Source organism: Nocardioides sp. (assembly GCF_035547795.1).
GTDB lineage: Bacteria > Actinomycetota > Actinomycetes > Propionibacteriales > Nocardioidaceae > Nocardioides.
Map to the genome: position 1 here is coordinate 1 of NZ_DASZUF010000159.1, position 17017 is coordinate 17017.

The window sequence follows — 17017 nt, forward strand, 5'->3', positions numbered from 1 at the left end:
GGGGCGGCGGGCGCAGCCGGCTTGGGAGCAGCCGGGGCGGGCGCCTCGGCCGCAGGCTTGGGCGCGGGCTTGGCAGCGGGCCCGGGCTTGGGCGCCGCGGGCCGCGCCGGGGCGGCCGGGGCCGGCTTCTCGGCAGCCTGCTCCGCGGGCGTCGCGGCAGGCTTGGCAGCCGGCTTCTCGGCAGCCTTCGCGGGCTGCTCCTTGGGCGCGCTGGCGAGCAGGTCCGCGCCGTACGTCGCCTCGAACTTCTTCACCGCGGGCAGCTCGATGCTGGAGGACGCGGTCTTGGCGAACTCGCCGATCGCGTTCAGCTTCTCCAGCGCTTCCTTGCTGGTGATGCCGTACTTCTTGGCGAGTTCGGAAACTCGGGTCTTGGCCACAATTCTCCTTCTGGCCACAGACCCGGGTTCGGGGATCCTCTGTGACCGTTAGTGGTTGGTGCTGCGCAAGCAGCGGAGGGCGCTCATCGCGAGGTACTCATCGAGTGCTCATGAGCTCGTGCTCCAGTTCCTGGTCAGGCGATCAATGTCAGCGAGTCGAGGTACTCGCCCACGGGCGTCGCGGACAGCCCACCCTCGCACCGCAGTGCACGGGTGAACGCCCTGCGGCGCACCGCGAGGTCGTAGCACTCCCGGGTGGGATGCAGGTGCGCCCCGCGCCCAGGTGCGGCTCCCGACGGGTCCGGCACGACGGCTGGAGAGCCCTCGTGGAGGCCCGCGGTGACCCGCAGCAACTCACATTTGGCGGCCCGCTTCCGACACCCGATACAGGTCCGGACAGGGCCGGTCGAGGTCAGGTCGTCAAAGCGTGCCACCGGAAGACAACTCTACCGCCTCGCGCCAGCCGATATCGAACCGGGAGAGCCTCTCAGCCCTCCGTCGACTCCTCGTCGCTGCGGATGTCGATGCGCCAACCGGTCAGTCGAGCGGCCAGGCGGGCGTTCTGGCCCTCCTTGCCGATCGCCAGCGACAGCTGGTAGTCCGGTACGACGACCCGCGCGGACTTGGCCGCCGCGTCCACGATCTCCACCGACGTCACCCGGGCCGGCGAGAGCGCGCTGGCGACCAGCGTGGCCGGGTCGTCGGACCAGTCCACGATGTCGATCTTCTCGCCGTGCAGCTCGGCCATCACCTGGCGCACCCGCTGCCCCATCGGTCCGATGCAGGCGCCCTTGGCGTTGACGCCGGGCGCGGTGGCCCGGACCGCGATCTTGGTGCGATGGCCGGCCTCGCGGGCGATGGCGGCGATCTCGACGGTGCCGTCGGCGATCTCGGGGACCTCGAAGGCGAACAGCTTCTTGACCAGGTTGGGGTGACTGCGCGACAGGGTGATCTGCGGCCCGCGCATGCCCTTGCGCACGCTCATCACCAGGCACTTGATCCGGGTGCCGTGCTCGTAGCGCTCGCCCGGGACCCGCTCGCTGACCGGCAGCAGCGCCTCCAGCTTGCCCAGGTCCACCATCACGTCCTCGGGGTTGCGGCCCTGCTGGATCACCCCGGAGATGATGTCGCCCTCCTTGCCGGAGAACTCGCCGAACTTCACGTCGTCCTCGGCGTCGCGCAGCCGCTGCAGCACGATCTGCTTCGCGGTCGTGGCGGCGATGCGCCCGAACCCGTCGGGCGTGTCGTCGTACTCCCCGATCTGGTTGCCTTCGGCGTCCAGCTCCGCGGCGAGCACACGCACGTGCCCGCTCTTGCGGTCCAGCTCGACCCGAGCGCGCTCCTGGGCGCCGGGGGTCTTGTGGTACGCGGTGAGGAGGCCCTGCTCGATCGCCTCGACGAGCACGTCGAAGGAGATCTCCCGCTCCCGCTCCAGCATCCGCAGGATGCTCAGGTCGATATCCATCAGGCCTCTCCTGCCTCGTCGTCGATCCTCTTGAACTCGATCTGCACCAGCGCCTTGGCGATGTCCGGATAGGCGGTACGGCGCTCGCTGCCGTCCACCACCAGCGTGACACCCTCGTCGTCGCTCGCGCCGATCCGGGCGGTGACCTGACCGCCCTCGACCAGCGTCACCTTCACCAGCCGGCCCTTGTTGCGGCGCCAGTGTCGGGGAAGGGTGAGTGGCCGATCGACGCCGCGGGAGGTCACCTCGAGGGTGTAGGGCTGCTCCCCCATCAGGTCGTCGTCGGCGTCCAGGACGGCATTGACCGCCCGGGTCGCGTCCGCGATGTCGTCCAGGGTCACACCGCCGTCCTTGTCGACCGCGACGCGCAGCACGCGGCGCTTGCCGGCCGGAGTCAGCTCGACGGCTTCGAGGTCGAGGCCCAGGGCACGCAGCGGGTCCGTGAGGGCCGCGTCGAGTCGCGCCTCGAGCGCGCCGGGTCCGCTCATGATGGCGTCCTCCTGGATCCTGTTGTGGGGTGCAGTTGTGAACGACAACCCTAGCGGGTCGGAGGCCGAGACGTGGTCCTCGCGGCTCCCCGCCACGCGGCCACCACGCCGCGCCCCGCCAAAGTGTCACCGTGATAGTTCACGTCACGGGTGATACCTCCGAAGTGTCACCCCACGCGCAAGGTGTCACGGTGACACTTTGGGGGTGGCGGCTGCCGGCCCCGGGGTGGCGGCTGCCGGCCCCGGGGTGTCGGCGGCTCGGCCCAGGACCGGCGGAGGCTCTAAGGTCATCGCCGTGACACCACCGCGCGCCTCTCGTCGTACCGCGCTGGGCGCGCTGGTCCTGCTGCCGCTCCTGACCGCCTGCTCGGGGCGCGTGGATGACGCGGTCGACCGGCTGCGCGCCCCCGAGACGACTCCGCCGGCACCGCCCAACCCGGACGCCGCGGCCGTGGCCGCGGTGGCCCGCGCGATCGAGGACGTGCGCGCCGCGATCTCTCCCTACGCCGGCTCGCAGCCGGTGGTCGCGGACCTGGTCGCGCTGCACGAGGCCCACCTGCGCGCGCTCGCGGCCACGCCGTCGCCGGGCACCGCGGCTCCGCTCGACAAGGACCAAGTGCCCGGGCAGGTGCGTGCGCGGGAGACGGCGCTGGCGCGGCGGATCACCACCCGAGCGGTCGCGGCGCACGACCCCGAGCTGGCCCGCCTGCTCGCTTCGATGGCCGCCGCGATCGGCCAGCGCACCGCGGAGCTGGCCGGATGAGCACCTCACCGCAGGCGGCGCTGCGCGCCGCGCTCGCCTCCGAGCACGGCGCCGTCTACCTCTTCGCGGCCCTGCGCAGCCGTACGGCGCCGGGTGCGCTGGCCGACGCGCTGCGCACTGCCTACGACTTCCACCGGGCCACCCGCGATCTGCTGGCCGACCGGCTGGCCGAGCTCGGTGACCCGGCGCCGCCCGGCGCGGCTCCGGCGTACACGCTGCCCGGGGGGCTCGACACCGCCGCCGGCGTCACCGCCGCGGCACTGGTCGCCGAGCAGACCGCCGCGATCGGGTACGGCGACCTGGTCGCGCGCACCACCGGCTCCGATCGCTCCCGCGCGATCGCGTGGCTGGCGGACACCGCGGTGCGGGAGCTGAGCTTCGGCGGGAGGCCGACGACGCTGCCGGGGATCGACCCGAAATAGCAGCCGGTCCGCGGGCCGGACGGTTACGAGGAACTCCCGAGACGTTCCCCGGAACCGCCGGCTCGCGGACCGCGCAGGCCCGGACACGAGGCCTGTCGAGACGAGCGTCTGGGGGTGTGGGGACTGGTGCCGCTCGCCTCGTGCATAAGTCTGCAACGAGAACGGCTGGACCGGCATAGGGCGCCGGCTTCACCTAGTTGCACTGCACAAAGATGCAGATTCGTCAGGCGTTCACCAGGGCGGTCAGGTGAGCCGCCGCCTCGGTCACGGCGACGTCCCTGCGCTCACCGGAGCGGCGGTCCTTGACCTCGATCACGCCGTCGGCCAGGCCGCGGCCGACCGTGACGATGGTCGGGATGCCGATCAGCTCGGCGTCCTTGAACTTCACCCCGGGGCTGACCCTGGGCCGGTCGTCGTAGAGCACGTCCACGCCGGCCTCGGTGAGCTCGCGGGCCAGCTGCTCGGCGGCGGCGTACACGGCCTCGTCCTTGCCGGTGGCGACCAGGTGGATGTCGTACGGCGCCACGTTGCGCGGCCAGCACAGCCCGATCTCGTCCAGCGTGCCCTCGGCGATCGCGGCGACCGCGCGGGTACAGCCGATGCCGTAGGAGCCCATCGTGACGGTGACGAGCTTGCCGCTCTCGTCGAGGACCTTGAGGTCGAGGGCGTCGGCGTACTTGCGGCCGAGCTGGAAGATGTGACCCATCTCGATGCCCTTGGCCGACTCCAGGCGGCCCTCGGCGCAGTTCGGGCAGGCGTCACCGTCGCGCACCTCGGCGGCCTCGATAGTGCCGTCCGGCGTGAAGTCGCGGCCCGCGACGAGGTCGAGCACGTGGCTGCCCTCGACGTTGGCGCCGGTCACCCAGCGGGTGCCCTCGACCACGCGCGGGTCGACCAGGTAGCGGATGCCGGAGTCGCTCTTCTCCCCCAGCGCGGCCGGGCCGATGTAGCCCTTGACCAGGCCGGGGTGCTTACGCAGCTCGGCCTCGTCCATCGGGACGACCTCGATCGGCTCGAGCTGGCCCTCCAGGCGCTTCTGGTCGACCTCGCGGTCGCCGGGCAGGCCGATGGCCAGCGGCTCGGTGCTGCCGTCGGGGTGCTTGAGCGTGACGAGCACGTTCTTGAGGGTGTCAGCGGCGGTCCAGGGTCGGTCGGCGCGCGGGAACGCCTGGTTGAGGTGGTCGACCAGAGTCTCGATCGTCGGCGTGCCGGGAGTGGCCTCGGCATGGGCGGCCGGGACGTCGTCGTACGGCTGCGGAGCCGGCGGGCGGACCTGAACGGCCTCGACGTTGGCGGCGTAGTCGCAGTGCGTGCAGCGCACGTAGGTGTCCTCGCCCACCGCCGCCTTGGCCAGGAACTCCTCCGACTTCGAGCCGCCCATCGCGCCCGCCGTCGCCTTGACGATCGCGTACTCGAAGCCGAGCCGGTCGAAGATGCGGATGTAGGCGTCCCGGTGCTTCTGATAGCTGACGTCCAGGCCGGCGTCGTCCACGTCGAAGGAGTAGGAGTCCTTCATGGTGAACTCGCGCCCGCGCAGCAGGCCCGCCCGCGGCCGCGCCTCGTCCCGGTACTTGGTCTGGATCTGGTAGAGGCTCAGCGGCAGGTCCTTGTAGGAGCTGTAGAGGTCCTTGACCAGGAGGGTGAACATCTCCTCGTGGGTCGGGCCCAGCAGGTAGTCGCCGTCCTTGCGATCCTTGAGCCGGAAGATGCCCTCGCCGTACTCGGTCCAGCGGTTGGTCGCCTCGTAGGGCTCCCGCGGCAGCAGCGCCGGGAAGGAGACCTCCTGGGCGCCGATGGCATCCATCTCCTCGCGGATGATCTGCTCGATCTTGGCCCGCACCCGCAGGCCCAGCGGCAGCCAGGTGTAGATGCCCGGCGCGGCCCGGCGGATGTAGCCGGCGCGGACCAGCAGCTTGTGGCTCGGCACCTCGGCGTCCGCCGGGTCCTCCCGGAGGGTCCGCAGGAACAGGGTCGACATCCGGGCCAGCATGGGCCAAGGCTAATGGTGGGCCCACGGTGCACGCGAACCGGATTGCGGGCGGCGCCGCATGCTCATCGAGGTACGCCGACCAACCGACGCCTCCCGCGCCGAACTCCAGCCGGGAAGTGACGGTTGCCCTGCATACCTCGGCGCATACCTCGGCGAACCGTCAGGCGGAGCGGGCCGCCTTGAGAGCGCCCCGGATGAGCGGCACCTGGAGCGGCAGCCGAGCGAAGGTGGCCGCCTGCCAGGCCGGCTTGCCCGTGCCTCGCGCGTCGAGCGCCATCGTGACGTTGCCCGGGAAGATGGCGACCAGCAGCGCGGCGCTCGCGTAGCCGGCCCACCGCCGCGTGGCCGGTACGGCGAGGCCCGCGGCGCAGGCCAGCTCGAGCACCCCGCTGCCCACGATCACCTCGCGGTGCCGGGGCAGCCACCGCGGCATCAGCGACTCGAACACCTCGGGCTTGGCCAGGTGCGCGGTGCCGCTCACGGTGAAGGCGGCGGCCACGATCCTGGCGCTCAGCGGCAGACTCATGCGGCGACCCTAGCGCTCAGAACATCACCGTGGAGAACGTCGCGGTCTGCACGAACCCGACCCGCTCGTAGGCGCGCCGGGCGGGGGTGTTCCACTCGTTGACGTAGAGCGAGACGCTGGGGGCGATCTCGCGGCGCACGATCGCCGCCACGGCCGCCATCCCGCGGGTGGCCAGGCCCTCGCCGCGCCGGTCGGGCACCACGTAGACGCCCTGGATCTGCGCGGCGTACGGCGAGGCGCACGCCACCTCTGCTTTGAAGACCAGCCGGCCCTCCTCGAACCGGGCGAAGGACCAGCCCCGGCTCATCAGCTGCAGCACGCGGGCGCGGTAGAGGTCACCACCGCCGCCGGCCTCCGGGGAGACGCCGACCTCCTCGGTGTACATCGCGACGCAGGCCGGGTAGAGCTCGTCGAGGTCGGCGCGGACCGTGCGCCGTACCTCCTCGTCCGGCGCGATCGCGGGATCGTGCGAGAGCACCAGGTGCGGCTGCACCCAGCGCTGGTCGCGTGGGGTGCCCCACGAACCCGCCACGGTGTTCCAGAACTCCCGCACCGCATCGGAGGGGCCAACCAGCGTCGACACCGTGCGGCCGCGGGCGAGAGCTCGCTCGCCGAAGGCGCGCGCGTCGTCCTCCGAGGCGCCGACCGGCACCAGGTTGGCGCCGACGTGGCAGGCCGCGACCAGCTCACCGCCGACCCAGCGGCCCCACACCTCGCCGCCGAGCCAGCGCGGTTCGAGGGAGGTGGTGCGGGCGCGGTAGTCGGCGAAGACGTTGACCACCGGGTCGCGCGCGGTCAGCTCGAGGAAGGCGTCCAGGTCGGCCGGGCCGAGTGGCCGGATTCCCTGACGCGTGGTGAGCACGTGCCCACCCTAATGGGGCCTCAGCCCACGCTGACCGACGGCGCCGCGCCGTCGACCGCCTCCATGCCCTCGGCGATCTTCATCGCCTCCTCGATCAGGGTCTCGACGATCTTCGACTCCGGCACGGTCTTGATGACCTCGCCCTTGACGAAGATCTGGCCCTTGCCGTTACCGGAGGCGACGCCGAGGTCGGCCTCCCGGGCCTCGCCGGGACCGTTGACGACGCAGCCCATCACCGCGACGCGCAGCGGGACCTCGAGCCCGTCCAGACCAGCGGTGACCTGCTCGGCGAGGGTGTAGACGTCCACCTGGGCACGGCCGCAGGAGGGGCAGGAGACGATCTCGAGCTTGCGCGGGCGCAGGTTCAGCGACTGCAGGATCTGGATACCGACCTTGACCTCCTCCACCGGCGGAGCGGAGAGGGAGACCCGGATGGTGTCGCCGATGCCCTTGGACAGCAGCGCGCCGAACGCGGTGGCCGACTTGATGGTGCCCTGGAACGCCGGGCCGGCCTCGGTCACGCCAAGGTGCAGCGGCCAGTCGCCGCGCTCGGCGAGCAGCTCGTAGGCACGCACCATGACGACCGGGTCGTTGTGCTTGACCGAGATCTTGAAGTCGTGGAAGTCGTGCTCCTCGAAGAGGCTCGCCTCCCACACGGCCGACTCGACCAGCGCCTCGGGAGTCGCCTTGCCGTACTTCTCCAGCAGTCGCTTGTCGAGCGAGCCGGCGTTCACGCCGATCCGGATCGCGGTGCCGTGGTCCTTGGCGGCCTGCGCGATCTCCTTGACCTGGTCATCGAACTTCTTGATGTTCCCGGGGTTGACCCGCACCGCGGCGCAGCCCGCCTCGATGGCGGCGAAGACGTACTTCGGCTGGAAGTGGATGTCGGCGATCACCGGGATCTGACTGTGCTGCGCGATGGCCGGCAGTGCGTCGGCGTCGTCCTGGCTCGGACAGGCCACCCGGACGATGTCACAGCCGGCGGCGGTCAGCTGCGCGATCTGCTGCAGGGTGGCGTTGACGTCGGCGGTCAGGGTGGTCGTCATCGACTGCACCGAGATGGGGAAGTCGCTGCCCACCCCGACCTTGCCGACCTGGATCTGACGGGTCTTACGGCGCGGCGCGAGCACCGGCGCGGGTGCCGTCGGCATGCCCAGGGAAGTCATGGCTGCAGGGTAAACCTCTCACTCGGCGGGAAGGTGAACGGGTACGACGAGGTCGCCGACGACGAGCACGACGCCCATCACCAGCAGGAAGCTGGCCACCACGTAGGCGATCGGCAGCAGCTTGGCGGCATCGACGTAGCCGGGATCGGGCAACCGGCGCAGCCGCGCGAACCCGCGTCGGATCGCCTCCCACAGCGCCGAGGCGATGTGGCCGCCGTCCAGCGGCAGCAGCGGGACGAAGTTGAACAACCCGATGAACAGGTTGAAGCCGCCCACCAGCATGAGCAGGCCGGCGACCCGATCGCCCAGCGGGAACGACGTGTCGGAGATCGTCTCGCCGGCGATCCTGCCACCGCCCACGATGCTGACCGGGCTGTCGGCGGCGCGCTGCTTGGCACCGACGATCGCCTCGGCGACGCCCCACACCCGGACCGGCAGATGCGCCAGCGCCACCACGGAGTCGCGGGTCATCGAGCCCATCTGACGCAGCGTGTAGATCGCGCCGCCGTGGGTGACCTGGTCGTGCGAGGTCGGCGCGACGCCGAGGAAGCCGACCCGACGCAGCGTCTGGTCGGTGTCGGAGACCGGGCGGGCCTCCACGGTGGTGCTGGTGGTGCCGGTGCGGGCCACACCGTCGCGGGTGTAGCCGATCACGGCCGTGCCGGCGTCGTTGTGCTGGATCAGCGAGCGCAGCTGGTTCCAGCCGGTGACCGCGACGCCGTTGAACGAGGTGATCACGTCGCCCGGCCGCAGCCCCGCCTGGTACGCCGGGCTGGGCGGATCGGTGGGCCGGCAGGACTGGTCCGCGCGGTCGAACGGGATCACGCAGCGGCTGACCGTGTCGATGACCGGACGGCCGGAATCGGGCACCAGCTGATGGGAGCCGTAGATGCCGAAGATGCCGAGGAAGACGAAGAACGCGATCAGCAGGTTCACGGTCGGGCCGCCGGCCATCACGATCACCTTCTTCCACCAGCTGAGCCGGTAGAACAGGCGCGGCGCGTCCTCGGGGGTGATCTGCTCCCACTCGGCCGCACGGGCGTCGGAGATGAGCTGGGTGAACATGCCGGTGTTGGACTTGCGCACCCGCAGCTCGTCGGACTGCTCCTCGGACTGTTCCGCGCCGGGCGGGAGCATGCCCACGATCTTGACGTAGCCGCCCAGCGGGACGGCCTTGGCGCCGTACTCGGTCTCGCCCCTGCGCCGCGACCACACCGTCGGCCCGAAGCCGATGAAGTACTGAGTCACCTTCGCGCCGAAGGCCTTGGCCGGGATCATGTGGCCCAGCTCGTGCAGGCCGATCGAGACCAGGATCGCGACGACGAACAGGACGACGCCGACGAGGTAGAAGAGGGCGGTCATGCAGGTCCGATCGTGCTGGTGATCAGGTCGGTGGCGGTGGTGCGGGCCCAGGCGTCGGCGGCCAGGATGTCCTCGACGCTCAGGCTCTTCTCCGAGGGTACGTCGGGGGCGGTGGCAACGGCACGTTCGACGACGTCCACGATGCCGGTGAACGGCAGCCGGCCGGCCCGGAACGCCTCCACGCAGACCTCGTTGGCGGCGTTGTAGACGGCGGGCAGGGTGCCGCCGCGCTCCCCGGCCCGGCGGGCCAGGCGCACCGCCGGGAACGCCTCGTCGTCGAGCGGGAGGAACTCCCAGGTGTTGGCCCTGGTCCAGTCGACCGGCGGCGCGGTGTCGGGCACCCGGTCGGGCCAGGCCAGGCCGAGCGCGATCGGGATGAGCATGGTCGGCGGGCTGGCCTGCACCAGCGTCGAGCCGTCCACGAACTCCACCATCGAGTGCACCACGCTGGTCGGGTGCACCACGACCTCGATCCGGTCGAACGGGATGCCGAAGAGCAGATGAGCCTCGATCACCTCCAGCCCCTTGTTGACCAGCGTGGCGGAGTTGATGGTGACCACCGGCCCCATGTCCCAGGTCGGGTGGTTGAGCGCCTCGGCCACCGTGACGCCGGCCAGGTCGGCCCGGCTGCGGCCGCGGAACGGCCCGCCGCTGGCGGTCAGCACCAGCCGGCGAACCTCGTCGGGCGCGCCGCCGCGCAGACACTGCGCGATCGCGGAGTGCTCGGAGTCGACCGGCACGATCTGGCCCGGCTTGGCGCGCTCGAGCACCAGCGGGCCGCCCATGATCAGGGACTCCTTGTTGGCCAGCGCGAGGGTGTTGCCCGCGTCCAGCGCGGCCAGGGTGGGGCGCAGGCCCACGGCGCCGGTGATGCCGTTGAGCACCACGTCGGCGCTCATCGCGGCGGCCTCGACGCTGGCCTCCTCGCCCAGACCCGAGTACGCCGGAGCGAACTCGGCGACCTGCTGCTCGAACAGCTCCGGATGCCCGCCGCCGGCGGTCAGCCCGACCACCCGAAAGCGGTCGGGGTTGCGCCGCACCAGGTCGAGGGCCTGGGTGCCGATGGAGCCGGTGGAGCCGAGGATGACGAGGTCGCGCACCTACTCATCCTCCCAGCATCGGGGCACAGGTGCAGCATGCGCGACACGCCGGTGTCACCGACACGCCGCAACGACGGATTCGTCGCGTCCCAGCCCTCCCGGCAACGGATCCCGTCGCCCTAGACTCGAGGCAGGACGCAGATCAGCGTTTCGCCCGTTCGAGAGGAGCACGTGATGACCCAGACCCCGCCGTACCAGGTCACCGATCCCGCCACCGGCGAGGTGCTGCAGAGCTTCCCCTTCGCCACCGATGCCGAGGTCGAGCAGGCGCTGGCCGGCGCGAGCGCCGCCTACACCGCCTGGAGCGCTCGCCCGGTCCAGGAGCGTGCCGCGATCGTGAAGCGGGTCGCGGAGCTGTTCACCGAGCGCGCCGACGCGCTCGCCGAGCTGATCACCACCGAGATGGGCAAGCGGCCCTCGGCGGCGAAGGGCGAGGCGGAGTTCTGCACCGACATCTTCGGCTACTACGCCGACAACGGCCCCGAGCTGCTGGCCGACCGGCCGCTACCGGGCCACGCCGCGGCGTACGTCGAGCACCTGCCGATCGGCCCGGTGCTCGGGATCATGCCGTGGAACTACCCCTACTACCAGGTCGCCCGCTTCGCCGGACCCAACCTGGTCGCCGGCAACGTCGTGCTCCTCAAGCACGCCGAGAACTGCCCCACCTCCGCGCTGGCGATCGCGCAGATCATGCACGACGCCGGCGTTCCCGAGGGCGTCTACACCAACCTCTTCGCCACCCACGAGCAGGTGGCCGCGATGATCGCCGACCCGCGGCTGCGCGCCGTCTCGCTGACCGGCTCGGAGCGGGCCGGCACCGCGGTGGCCGAGCAGGCCGGCCGCAACCTGAAGAAGGTGGTGCTCGAGCTGGGTGGCTCCGACCCCTACATCATCCTGGACACGCCCGACGTGGACGCGGCCGCGGAGACCGCCTGGGCCACCCGGATGGAGAACGTGGGCCAGGCCTGCAACTCCAACAAGCGCATGATCGTGATGGACGATGTGTACGACGACTTCGTCGCGAGCCTGGTCAAGCGGGCCACCGCGATGGTTCCGCGGACCAAGGGCTCCGACAACTGGGACTCCGACGAGGCCTACTCGCCGATGGTCTCCCGCAAGGCCGCGGAGAACCTGCGCGCCCAGCTCGACGACGCCGTCGCCAAGGGCGCCACCCTGGTCGGCGGCGAGCTGTCGGAGAACGGCGCCTACCTCTCCCCCGCCGTACTCACCGGGGTCACGCCCGAGATGCGGGCCTACAAGGAGGAGCTGTTCGGCCCGGTCGCGGTGGTCTACAAGGTCTCCTCCGACGAGGAGGCGGTCGAGCTGGCCAACGCCGTCGACTACGGCCTGGGCGGCGCGGTCTGGTCGACCGACGAGGAGCGCGCGGTCCAGGTCGCCCGTCGACTCGAGGTGGGCATGGCCAACGTCAACACACCGGCCGGCGAGGGCGCCGACCTGCCCTTCGGCGGCACCAAGCGCTCCGGCTTCGGCCGTGAGCTCGGCCCGCTGGGCATCGACGAGTTCCTCAACAAGCGGCTCTTCTACATCGAGAAGTAGCCCGGACGTGCGGCCCGCGCTGGCGCGGCAGCGCGGGCCGGCTCACGTTGCTCAGAGGTCCTTGACGCCCCAGGGACTGCCGTACTCCACCAACAGGTTCAGGAACGGCTCGGCCGGGAACGCCTCCGGGCCGAGCACCCCGGCGCCCTGCCACACGCCGCGCTGCATCAGCTCCAGCGCGACCACCGGGCAGATCGCGGTCTGCCACACCACGCACTGGTGGCCGTACTCCTCCATCGACCATTGGTTGTCGACCACGTGGTAGTAGTACTTGGCCGCCGGTCGGCCAGCCTTGTCCAGGCCGGTGACCTTGAGCCCGGCGCAGGTCTTGCCGTGCATCTGCGGCCCCAGCCTGGCCGGGTTGGGCAGCAGCGCGGCGACCACGTCGCGCGGGCTGACCTCGACCACGCCGGCGCCAGAGCGCACCTCGACCGGATCGGTCTTGTCCAGGCCGAGCTTGGACAGCGTCTTGAGGACGCCGATGAACTCGTCGCCGAGGCCGTACTTGAAGGTGACCTTCTTGGCGTTGACGAAGCGCGGCATGAGGAGAACCTCCTCGTGCTCGACGTTGACGCACTCCACCGGGCCGATGCCGTCGGGGAAGTCGAAGACCTCCGGGTCGCTGAACGGCTCGGTGGTGTGCCAGGTGCCGTTCTCCCACACCACCGGCGGGTTGAGGCACTCCTCGATGGTGGTCCAGATCGAGAACGACGGCGCGAACTCGTAACCCTCGACGGTGATGTTGGAGCCATCGCGAACGCCGAGCTCGTCGATCTCGGAGAAGTCGCGGTCGGCGGCGTACCGGGCGAAGACGTCGGCCAGCCCGGGCTCGACGCCCATGCCGACCAGCGCCAGCCGGTCTCCCGCCTCCCACAGGTGGTGCTGGGCGAACTGCTGGTCGCCGAGCATCACGCCGGTCTTGGAGTAGGGCTCCTCCGGGTGGCGCTGGGAGAGCGACATCGCCATGTCGAGGTAGTGCGCGCCGACGATCCGGGCCGCCTCGAAGACCGGCATCACGAAGCGCGGGTCGACGGCGTTCATCACGTGCGTCACTCGGTGCTCGCGGGCGAGCGCCACGATGGCGTCCACGTCGCCGGCGTCGAGCTGCGCCCAGGAGAACCGGGCGTCGGCCCCGGCGGCCCGCTCGGCGCTGGCCGCGTCGTAGTCGGCGACGACGATCGACTCGTAGAAGTCGCGGCGGGCGGCGATCGACGCGAACGCCGCCCCCACACCGCCCGCTCCGACGAGAAGGATCCTCATCGCCGGGCTATCGGATCCGGTGTCCGTGCTGGTCATCTCACTCTCCTGTGTAGCTCATCACGTGCTTGATGCGGGTGTAGTCCTCCAGGCCGTACAGCGACAGGTCCTTGCCGTAGCCGGAGTGCTTGAAGCCGCCGTGCGGCATCTCGGACACGAACGGGAGGTGGGTGTTGACCCACACCACCCCGAAGTCGAGCCGGCTGCTCACCCGCAGCGCGGTGGCGTGGTCGCGGGTCCAGACGCTGGAGCCGAGCGCGTAGCGCACGCCGTTGGCCAGCCGCAGCGCCTCGGCCTCGTCGGTGAAGCGCTGCACCGTGATGACCGGGCCGAAGATCTCGTCTTGGATCTGCTCGTCGTCCTGGTGCAGGCCGGACAGCACAGTGGCCTGGTAGAAGTAGCCGCCCTCGCCGCCCCTCACCTGCGCGCGTACGCCGCCCGCGGCGATGCCGGCGTGGTCGGGCAGCCGGTCGACCAGGCCCTCGACCCGGGCGAGCTGGGCCGGGTTGTTGAGGGCGCCGTAGGCGATGCCCTCGTCGTACGGGAGGCCGGTCCGGGTGGCCCGGGCCGCCTCGGCGAGCGCGGCCACGAACTCGTCGTGGACACCGTCTTGGACCAGCACGCGGGTCGCGGCGGTGCAGTCCTGGCCGGCATTGAAGAAGCCGGCCGCGGCGATGCCGGCCACGGCACCGGCGATGTCGGCGTCGTCGAAGACCACCACCGGCGCCTTGCCGCCCAGCTCGAGGTGGACCCGCTTCACGTCGGCCGCGGCGGCGATCGCCACCTCCACGCCGGCCCGCTCCGAGCCGGTGATGGCCACCATCTGCGGCACCGGGTGGGCCACCAGGGCGCGCCCGGTGTCGCGGTCGCCGGTGACGACGTTGAGCACGCCCGGCGGCAGGAACTCCTGGGCGAGCTCGGCGAGCAGCACGCTGCTGGCCGGCGTGGTGTCGCTCGGCTTGAGCACCACCGTGTTGCCGGCCGCCAGTGCCGGCGCGATCTTCCAGCTCATCATGTTGAGCGGGTAGTTCCACGGCGTCACCTGGCCGACCACGCCGACCGGCTCACGCCGGATCCAGCTGGTGTGGCCGGCCAGGTACTCCCCGGCGCTGCGGCCCTCCAGGATCCGGGCCGCGCCGGCGAAGAAGCGCAGGTGGTCGACGGTCGGCGGCAGCTCCTCACTCAGGGTGAGCGCATAGGGCTTGCCGGTGTCCCTGACCTCGACGGCGGCGAACTCCTCCGCCCGCCGCTCCAGCGCGTCGGCGATCCGCAGCAGCGCCTGCGAGCGCTCCCGCGGCGTGGTCTCCCGCCAGCCCTCGAACGCCGTTGCGGCGGCGGCATAGGCGCGGTCGACGTCCTCGGGACCGGAGCGCTGCGCCTGGGCGTAGACCGCGCCGGTCGCAGGGTCGACCACGTCGTACGTCGCGCCGGAGGCGGCCTCGACCAGGCGCCCGCCGACGATGTTGGAGAAGGTCCTCACACCGGCACTGTAGCGCGACGTACGAAGCGCTCGCTACATGGCGACCATCGCCACTTCTGCCAGACACAACTGATTCCGCTCCATGTACGCGGATGAGCAACGGATTCGCTTGCGTTTTGGCGAAACGACGACGACCATGGTCTGCATGGGCATGGACTACGACCAGCTGCAGCAGGCCGCGAAGGACCACCTCTGGCTCCACTTCGCGCGACACTCCGTCTACCAGGCCAGCGACATCCCCATCATCGTCAAGGGCGAGGGCCCCTACATCTGGGACGCACAGGGCAAGCGCTACCTCGATGCCCTCGGCGGGCTGTTCACCAGCCAGCTCGGCCACGGCCGCGCCGACCTGGCCGAGGCCGCGGCGGAGCAGGCCAAGCAGCTGGAGTACATGCCGCTGTGGTCCTACGCCCACCCGGCCGCGATCGAGCTGGCCGCGAAGGTGGCGTCGTACGCCCCCGGCGACCTCAACCGGGTCTTCTTCACCACCGGCGGCGGCGAGGCCGTCGAGTCGGCCTGGAAGCTGGCCAAGAACTACTTCAAGTTGGTCGGCAAGCCCGGCAAGCACAAGGTGCTCAGCCGCCAGTACGCCTACCACGGCACCACCCAGGGTGCCCTGTCGATCACCGGGCTGCCGGCGTTCAAGGCGCCGTTCGAGCCGCTGGTGCCCTCGACGTTCCGGGTGCCGAACACGAACTTCTACCGCGCGCCGGCCTGGGTGGCCGAGGACCAGGAGGCGTTCGGCCGCTGGGCCGCCGACCAGATCGCCGAGGCGATCGAGTACGAGGGTCCCGACACCGTCGCCGCCGTCTTCCTGGAGCCGGTACAGAACGCCGGCGGCTGCTTCCCGCCCCCGCCGGGATACTTCGCGCGGGTGCGCGAGATCTGCGACGAGTACGACGTCCTGCTGGTCTCCGACGAGGTCATCTGCGCCTTCGGCCGGCTCGGCTACATGTTCGGCGCGGAGCGCTACGGCTATCAGCCGGACATCATCACCTGCGCCAAGGGCCTGTCCTCGGGCTACGCCCCGATCGGCGCGATGATCGCCTCCGACCGGCTGATGGAGCCGTTCCGGCAGGGCACCAACACCTTCTACCACGGCTACACCTTCGGCGGTCACCCCGTCTCTGCGGCGGTGGCGCTGAAGAACCTGCAGATCTTCGAGGACGAGCAGATCCTCGAGGGCGTGCGGGAGCGCGAGGGAGCGTTCCGGGCGGCGCTGGAGTCGCTGCAGGACATCCCGATCGTGGGCGACGTGCGCGGCGACGGCTTCTTCTACGGCATCGAACTGGTCAAGGACCAGGCGAGCAAGGAGTCCTTCGACGACGACGAGTCCGAGCGACTGCTGCGCGGCTACCTCTCCGGGGCGCTCTTCTCCGAGGGCCTCTACTGCCGGGCCGACGACCGCGGCGACCCGGTCATCCAGGTCGCTCCCCCGCTGATCTGCGACCAGTCCCACTTCGACGAGATGACCCAGATCCTGCGGGTCGTCTTGGAGAAGGGCGCCGGACTGATCTAGGGAACTTCACTCCGGGGGCCGCGGGCACCTGACGTTCTGCACGGGGACACGCCGATACGGCGCGCGGAACGTCAGGTGCCCGGTCAGGTTCGTCAGGAGTCGAAGCCCAGGCCGAGGCGGTCCAGCAGGCTCAGCCAGGGGCCGCGGCGGCCGGTGCGGGCGGACTTCACCATCGCCCGCCGAGTCAGCGAGATGCCGGCCCAGCGCACCGGCTCGGGCGGGAACGGCAGCGGCTGCTCGCGCACCATCCGGAGCCGGGTGCGCTCGGTCGACTCCCCCGCCAGCAGGTCGAGCATGACCTGGGCGCCGAAGCGCGAGGCGGCCACGCCCAGCCCGGTGTAGCCGACGGCGTACGCCGCCTTGCCGCGGTGCGAGGTGCCGTAGAACGCCGAGAACCTGCTGCAGGTGTCGATCACGCCCGCCCACCGGTAGTCCCAGCGCAGCGACGCCAACTGGGGGAACCGCTCTCGGAACAGCCCCGCCAGGTGCTCGTGCACCTCCGGCCGCGCCTCGTAGGACGGGGACGTCCGCGAGCCGTAGAAGTAGACCGCGTCGTAGCCGCCCCACAGGATCCGGCGGTCGCGGGTGGTGCGGGAGTAGACGAAGACCGGCGAGTAGTCGCCCAGCCCGTAGCCGTCGGTCCAGCCCAGCTCCTCCCACTGCTCGTCGGTGAGCGGCTC

17 protein-coding genes are annotated in these 17017 nt (G+C 71.0%); 4 read left to right on the forward strand and 13 right to left on the reverse strand.

Annotated features, from left to right (window positions below):
• From VHA72_RS10675 to rimP, 4 genes are all read right to left on the reverse strand, one after another.
• The coding region (locus VHA72_RS10675) for a translation initiation factor IF-2 N-terminal domain-containing protein (RefSeq protein ID WP_325575020.1) at positions 1-380 on the reverse strand (380 nt) is incomplete at its 3' end.
• Positions 381-514: 134 nt separating this feature from the next.
• On the reverse strand, positions 515-814 hold the full coding sequence (locus tag VHA72_RS10680) for a YlxR family protein (RefSeq protein ID WP_325575022.1): 300 nt from the start codon (positions 812-814) through the stop codon (positions 515-517).
• Between the two features lie 53 nt (positions 815-867).
• On the reverse strand, positions 868-1845 hold the full coding sequence (gene nusA / locus VHA72_RS10685) for a transcription termination factor NusA (RefSeq protein WP_325575024.1): 978 nt from the start codon (positions 1843-1845) through the stop codon (positions 868-870).
• Positions 1845-2333: a ribosome maturation factor RimP gene (rimP, locus tag VHA72_RS10690; RefSeq protein WP_325575026.1), complete on the reverse strand. Its 489-nt coding sequence runs from the start codon at positions 2331-2333 to the stop codon at positions 1845-1847. Before rimP ends, nusA begins: the two co-directional genes overlap by 1 nt.
• 295 nt (positions 2334-2628) lie before the next feature.
• Between rimP and VHA72_RS10695 the strand changes: the two genes are divergently transcribed.
• The gene (locus tag VHA72_RS10695) at positions 2629-3096 is read left to right on the forward strand and encodes a hypothetical protein (protein WP_325575028.1); all 468 of its coding nucleotides are present in this window, start codon (positions 2629-2631) and stop codon (positions 3094-3096) included.
• Positions 3093-3518 (forward strand): DUF4439 domain-containing protein, encoded by a 426-nt coding sequence (locus VHA72_RS10700; RefSeq protein ID WP_325575030.1) that lies wholly within the window; start codon positions 3093-3095, stop codon positions 3516-3518. The genes VHA72_RS10695 and VHA72_RS10700 overlap by 4 nt, the downstream gene beginning before the upstream one ends.
• Positions 3519-3741: 223 nt before the next feature.
• Here the strand turns inward: VHA72_RS10700 and VHA72_RS10705 are convergent, their stop codons facing one another.
• From VHA72_RS10705 to dxr, 6 genes are all read right to left on the reverse strand, one after another.
• A complete protein-coding gene (locus tag VHA72_RS10705) occupies positions 3742-5508 on the reverse strand; it encodes a proline--tRNA ligase (RefSeq protein WP_325575032.1) in 1767 nt (588 codons plus the stop codon).
• A gap of 160 nt (positions 5509-5668) precedes the next feature.
• On the reverse strand, positions 5669-6034 hold the full coding sequence (locus tag VHA72_RS10710) for a DoxX family protein (protein ID WP_325575034.1): 366 nt from the start codon (positions 6032-6034) through the stop codon (positions 5669-5671).
• Between the two features lie 16 nt (positions 6035-6050).
• A complete protein-coding gene (locus tag VHA72_RS10715) occupies positions 6051-6896 on the reverse strand; it encodes a GNAT family N-acetyltransferase (RefSeq protein ID WP_325575036.1) in 846 nt (281 codons plus the stop codon).
• Positions 6897-6916: 20 nt separating this feature from the next.
• A complete protein-coding gene (gene ispG, locus VHA72_RS10720) occupies positions 6917-8062 on the reverse strand; it encodes a flavodoxin-dependent (E)-4-hydroxy-3-methylbut-2-enyl-diphosphate synthase (RefSeq protein WP_325575038.1) in 1146 nt (381 codons plus the stop codon).
• An 18-nt stretch (positions 8063-8080) separates the two neighbouring features.
• Entirely contained in the window at positions 8081-9424 is a 1344-nt protein-coding gene (locus VHA72_RS10725; protein WP_325575040.1) for a M50 family metallopeptidase, read from the reverse strand.
• Complete coding sequence (gene dxr / locus VHA72_RS10730) at positions 9421-10524, reverse strand: 1-deoxy-D-xylulose-5-phosphate reductoisomerase (RefSeq protein WP_325575042.1); 1104 nt, start codon at positions 10522-10524, stop codon at positions 9421-9423. The genes VHA72_RS10725 and dxr overlap by 4 nt, the downstream gene beginning before the upstream one ends.
• Before the next feature lie 174 nt (positions 10525-10698).
• Here dxr and VHA72_RS10735 point away from each other — a divergent pair, with 174 nt between their 5' ends.
• Complete coding sequence (locus VHA72_RS10735) at positions 10699-12081, forward strand: NAD-dependent succinate-semialdehyde dehydrogenase (protein WP_325575045.1); 1383 nt, start codon at positions 10699-10701, stop codon at positions 12079-12081.
• 51 nt (positions 12082-12132) lie between these two features.
• Here the strand turns inward: VHA72_RS10735 and VHA72_RS10740 are convergent, their stop codons facing one another.
• Together VHA72_RS10740 and VHA72_RS10745 are read right to left on the reverse strand one after the other, a co-directional pair.
• Entirely contained in the window at positions 12133-13341 is a 1209-nt protein-coding gene (locus VHA72_RS10740; RefSeq protein WP_325575047.1) for a saccharopine dehydrogenase family protein, read from the reverse strand.
• Positions 13342-13378: 37 nt separating this feature from the next.
• On the reverse strand, positions 13379-14818 hold the full coding sequence (locus tag VHA72_RS10745; protein ID WP_325575049.1) for an aminobutyraldehyde dehydrogenase: 1440 nt from the start codon (positions 14816-14818) through the stop codon (positions 13379-13381).
• 145 nt (positions 14819-14963) lie between these two features.
• On the opposite strand from VHA72_RS10745, the gene VHA72_RS10750 reads away from it, so the two are divergent.
• Positions 14964-16337 carry an aspartate aminotransferase family protein gene (locus VHA72_RS10750; RefSeq protein ID WP_325575051.1) on the forward strand — a complete coding sequence of 458 codons (1374 nt, stop codon included), beginning with the start codon at positions 14964-14966 and terminating at the stop codon, positions 16335-16337.
• Positions 16338-16429: 92 nt separating this feature from the next.
• On the opposite strand, the gene VHA72_RS10755 is transcribed toward VHA72_RS10750, so the two are convergent.
• A partial coding sequence (locus VHA72_RS10755; protein ID WP_325575053.1) for an FAD-dependent oxidoreductase occupies positions 16430-17017 on the reverse strand: 588 nt, incomplete at its 5' end.

Excerpts from the sequence above, each read along its gene's own strand:
- nusA (WP_325575024.1), bottom strand. The coding sequence starts at position 1,845 with ATGGATATCGACCTGAGCATCCTGCGGATGCTGGAGCGGGAGCGGGAG.
- rimP (WP_325575026.1), bottom strand. The coding sequence starts at position 2,333 with ATGAGCGGACCCGGCGCGCTCGAGGCGCGACTCGACGCGGCCCTCACG.
- VHA72_RS10700 (WP_325575030.1), top strand. The coding sequence starts at position 3,093 with ATGAGCACCTCACCGCAGGCGGCGCTGCGCGCCGCGCTCGCCTCCGAG.
- VHA72_RS10705 (WP_325575032.1), bottom strand. The coding sequence starts at position 5,508 with ATGCTGGCCCGGATGTCGACCCTGTTCCTGCGGACCCTCCGGGAGGAC.
- VHA72_RS10710 (WP_325575034.1), bottom strand. The coding sequence starts at position 6,034 with ATGAGTCTGCCGCTGAGCGCCAGGATCGTGGCCGCCGCCTTCACCGTG.
- ispG (WP_325575038.1), bottom strand. The coding sequence starts at position 8,062 with ATGACTTCCCTGGGCATGCCGACGGCACCCGCGCCGGTGCTCGCGCCG.
- VHA72_RS10725 (WP_325575040.1), bottom strand. The coding sequence starts at position 9,424 with ATGACCGCCCTCTTCTACCTCGTCGGCGTCGTCCTGTTCGTCGTCGCG.
- VHA72_RS10735 (WP_325575045.1), top strand. The coding sequence starts at position 10,699 with ATGACCCAGACCCCGCCGTACCAGGTCACCGATCCCGCCACCGGCGAG.
- VHA72_RS10740 (WP_325575047.1), bottom strand. The coding sequence starts at position 13,341 with ATGAGGATCCTTCTCGTCGGAGCGGGCGGTGTGGGGGCGGCGTTCGCG.
- VHA72_RS10750 (WP_325575051.1), top strand. The coding sequence starts at position 14,964 with ATGGGCATGGACTACGACCAGCTGCAGCAGGCCGCGAAGGACCACCTC.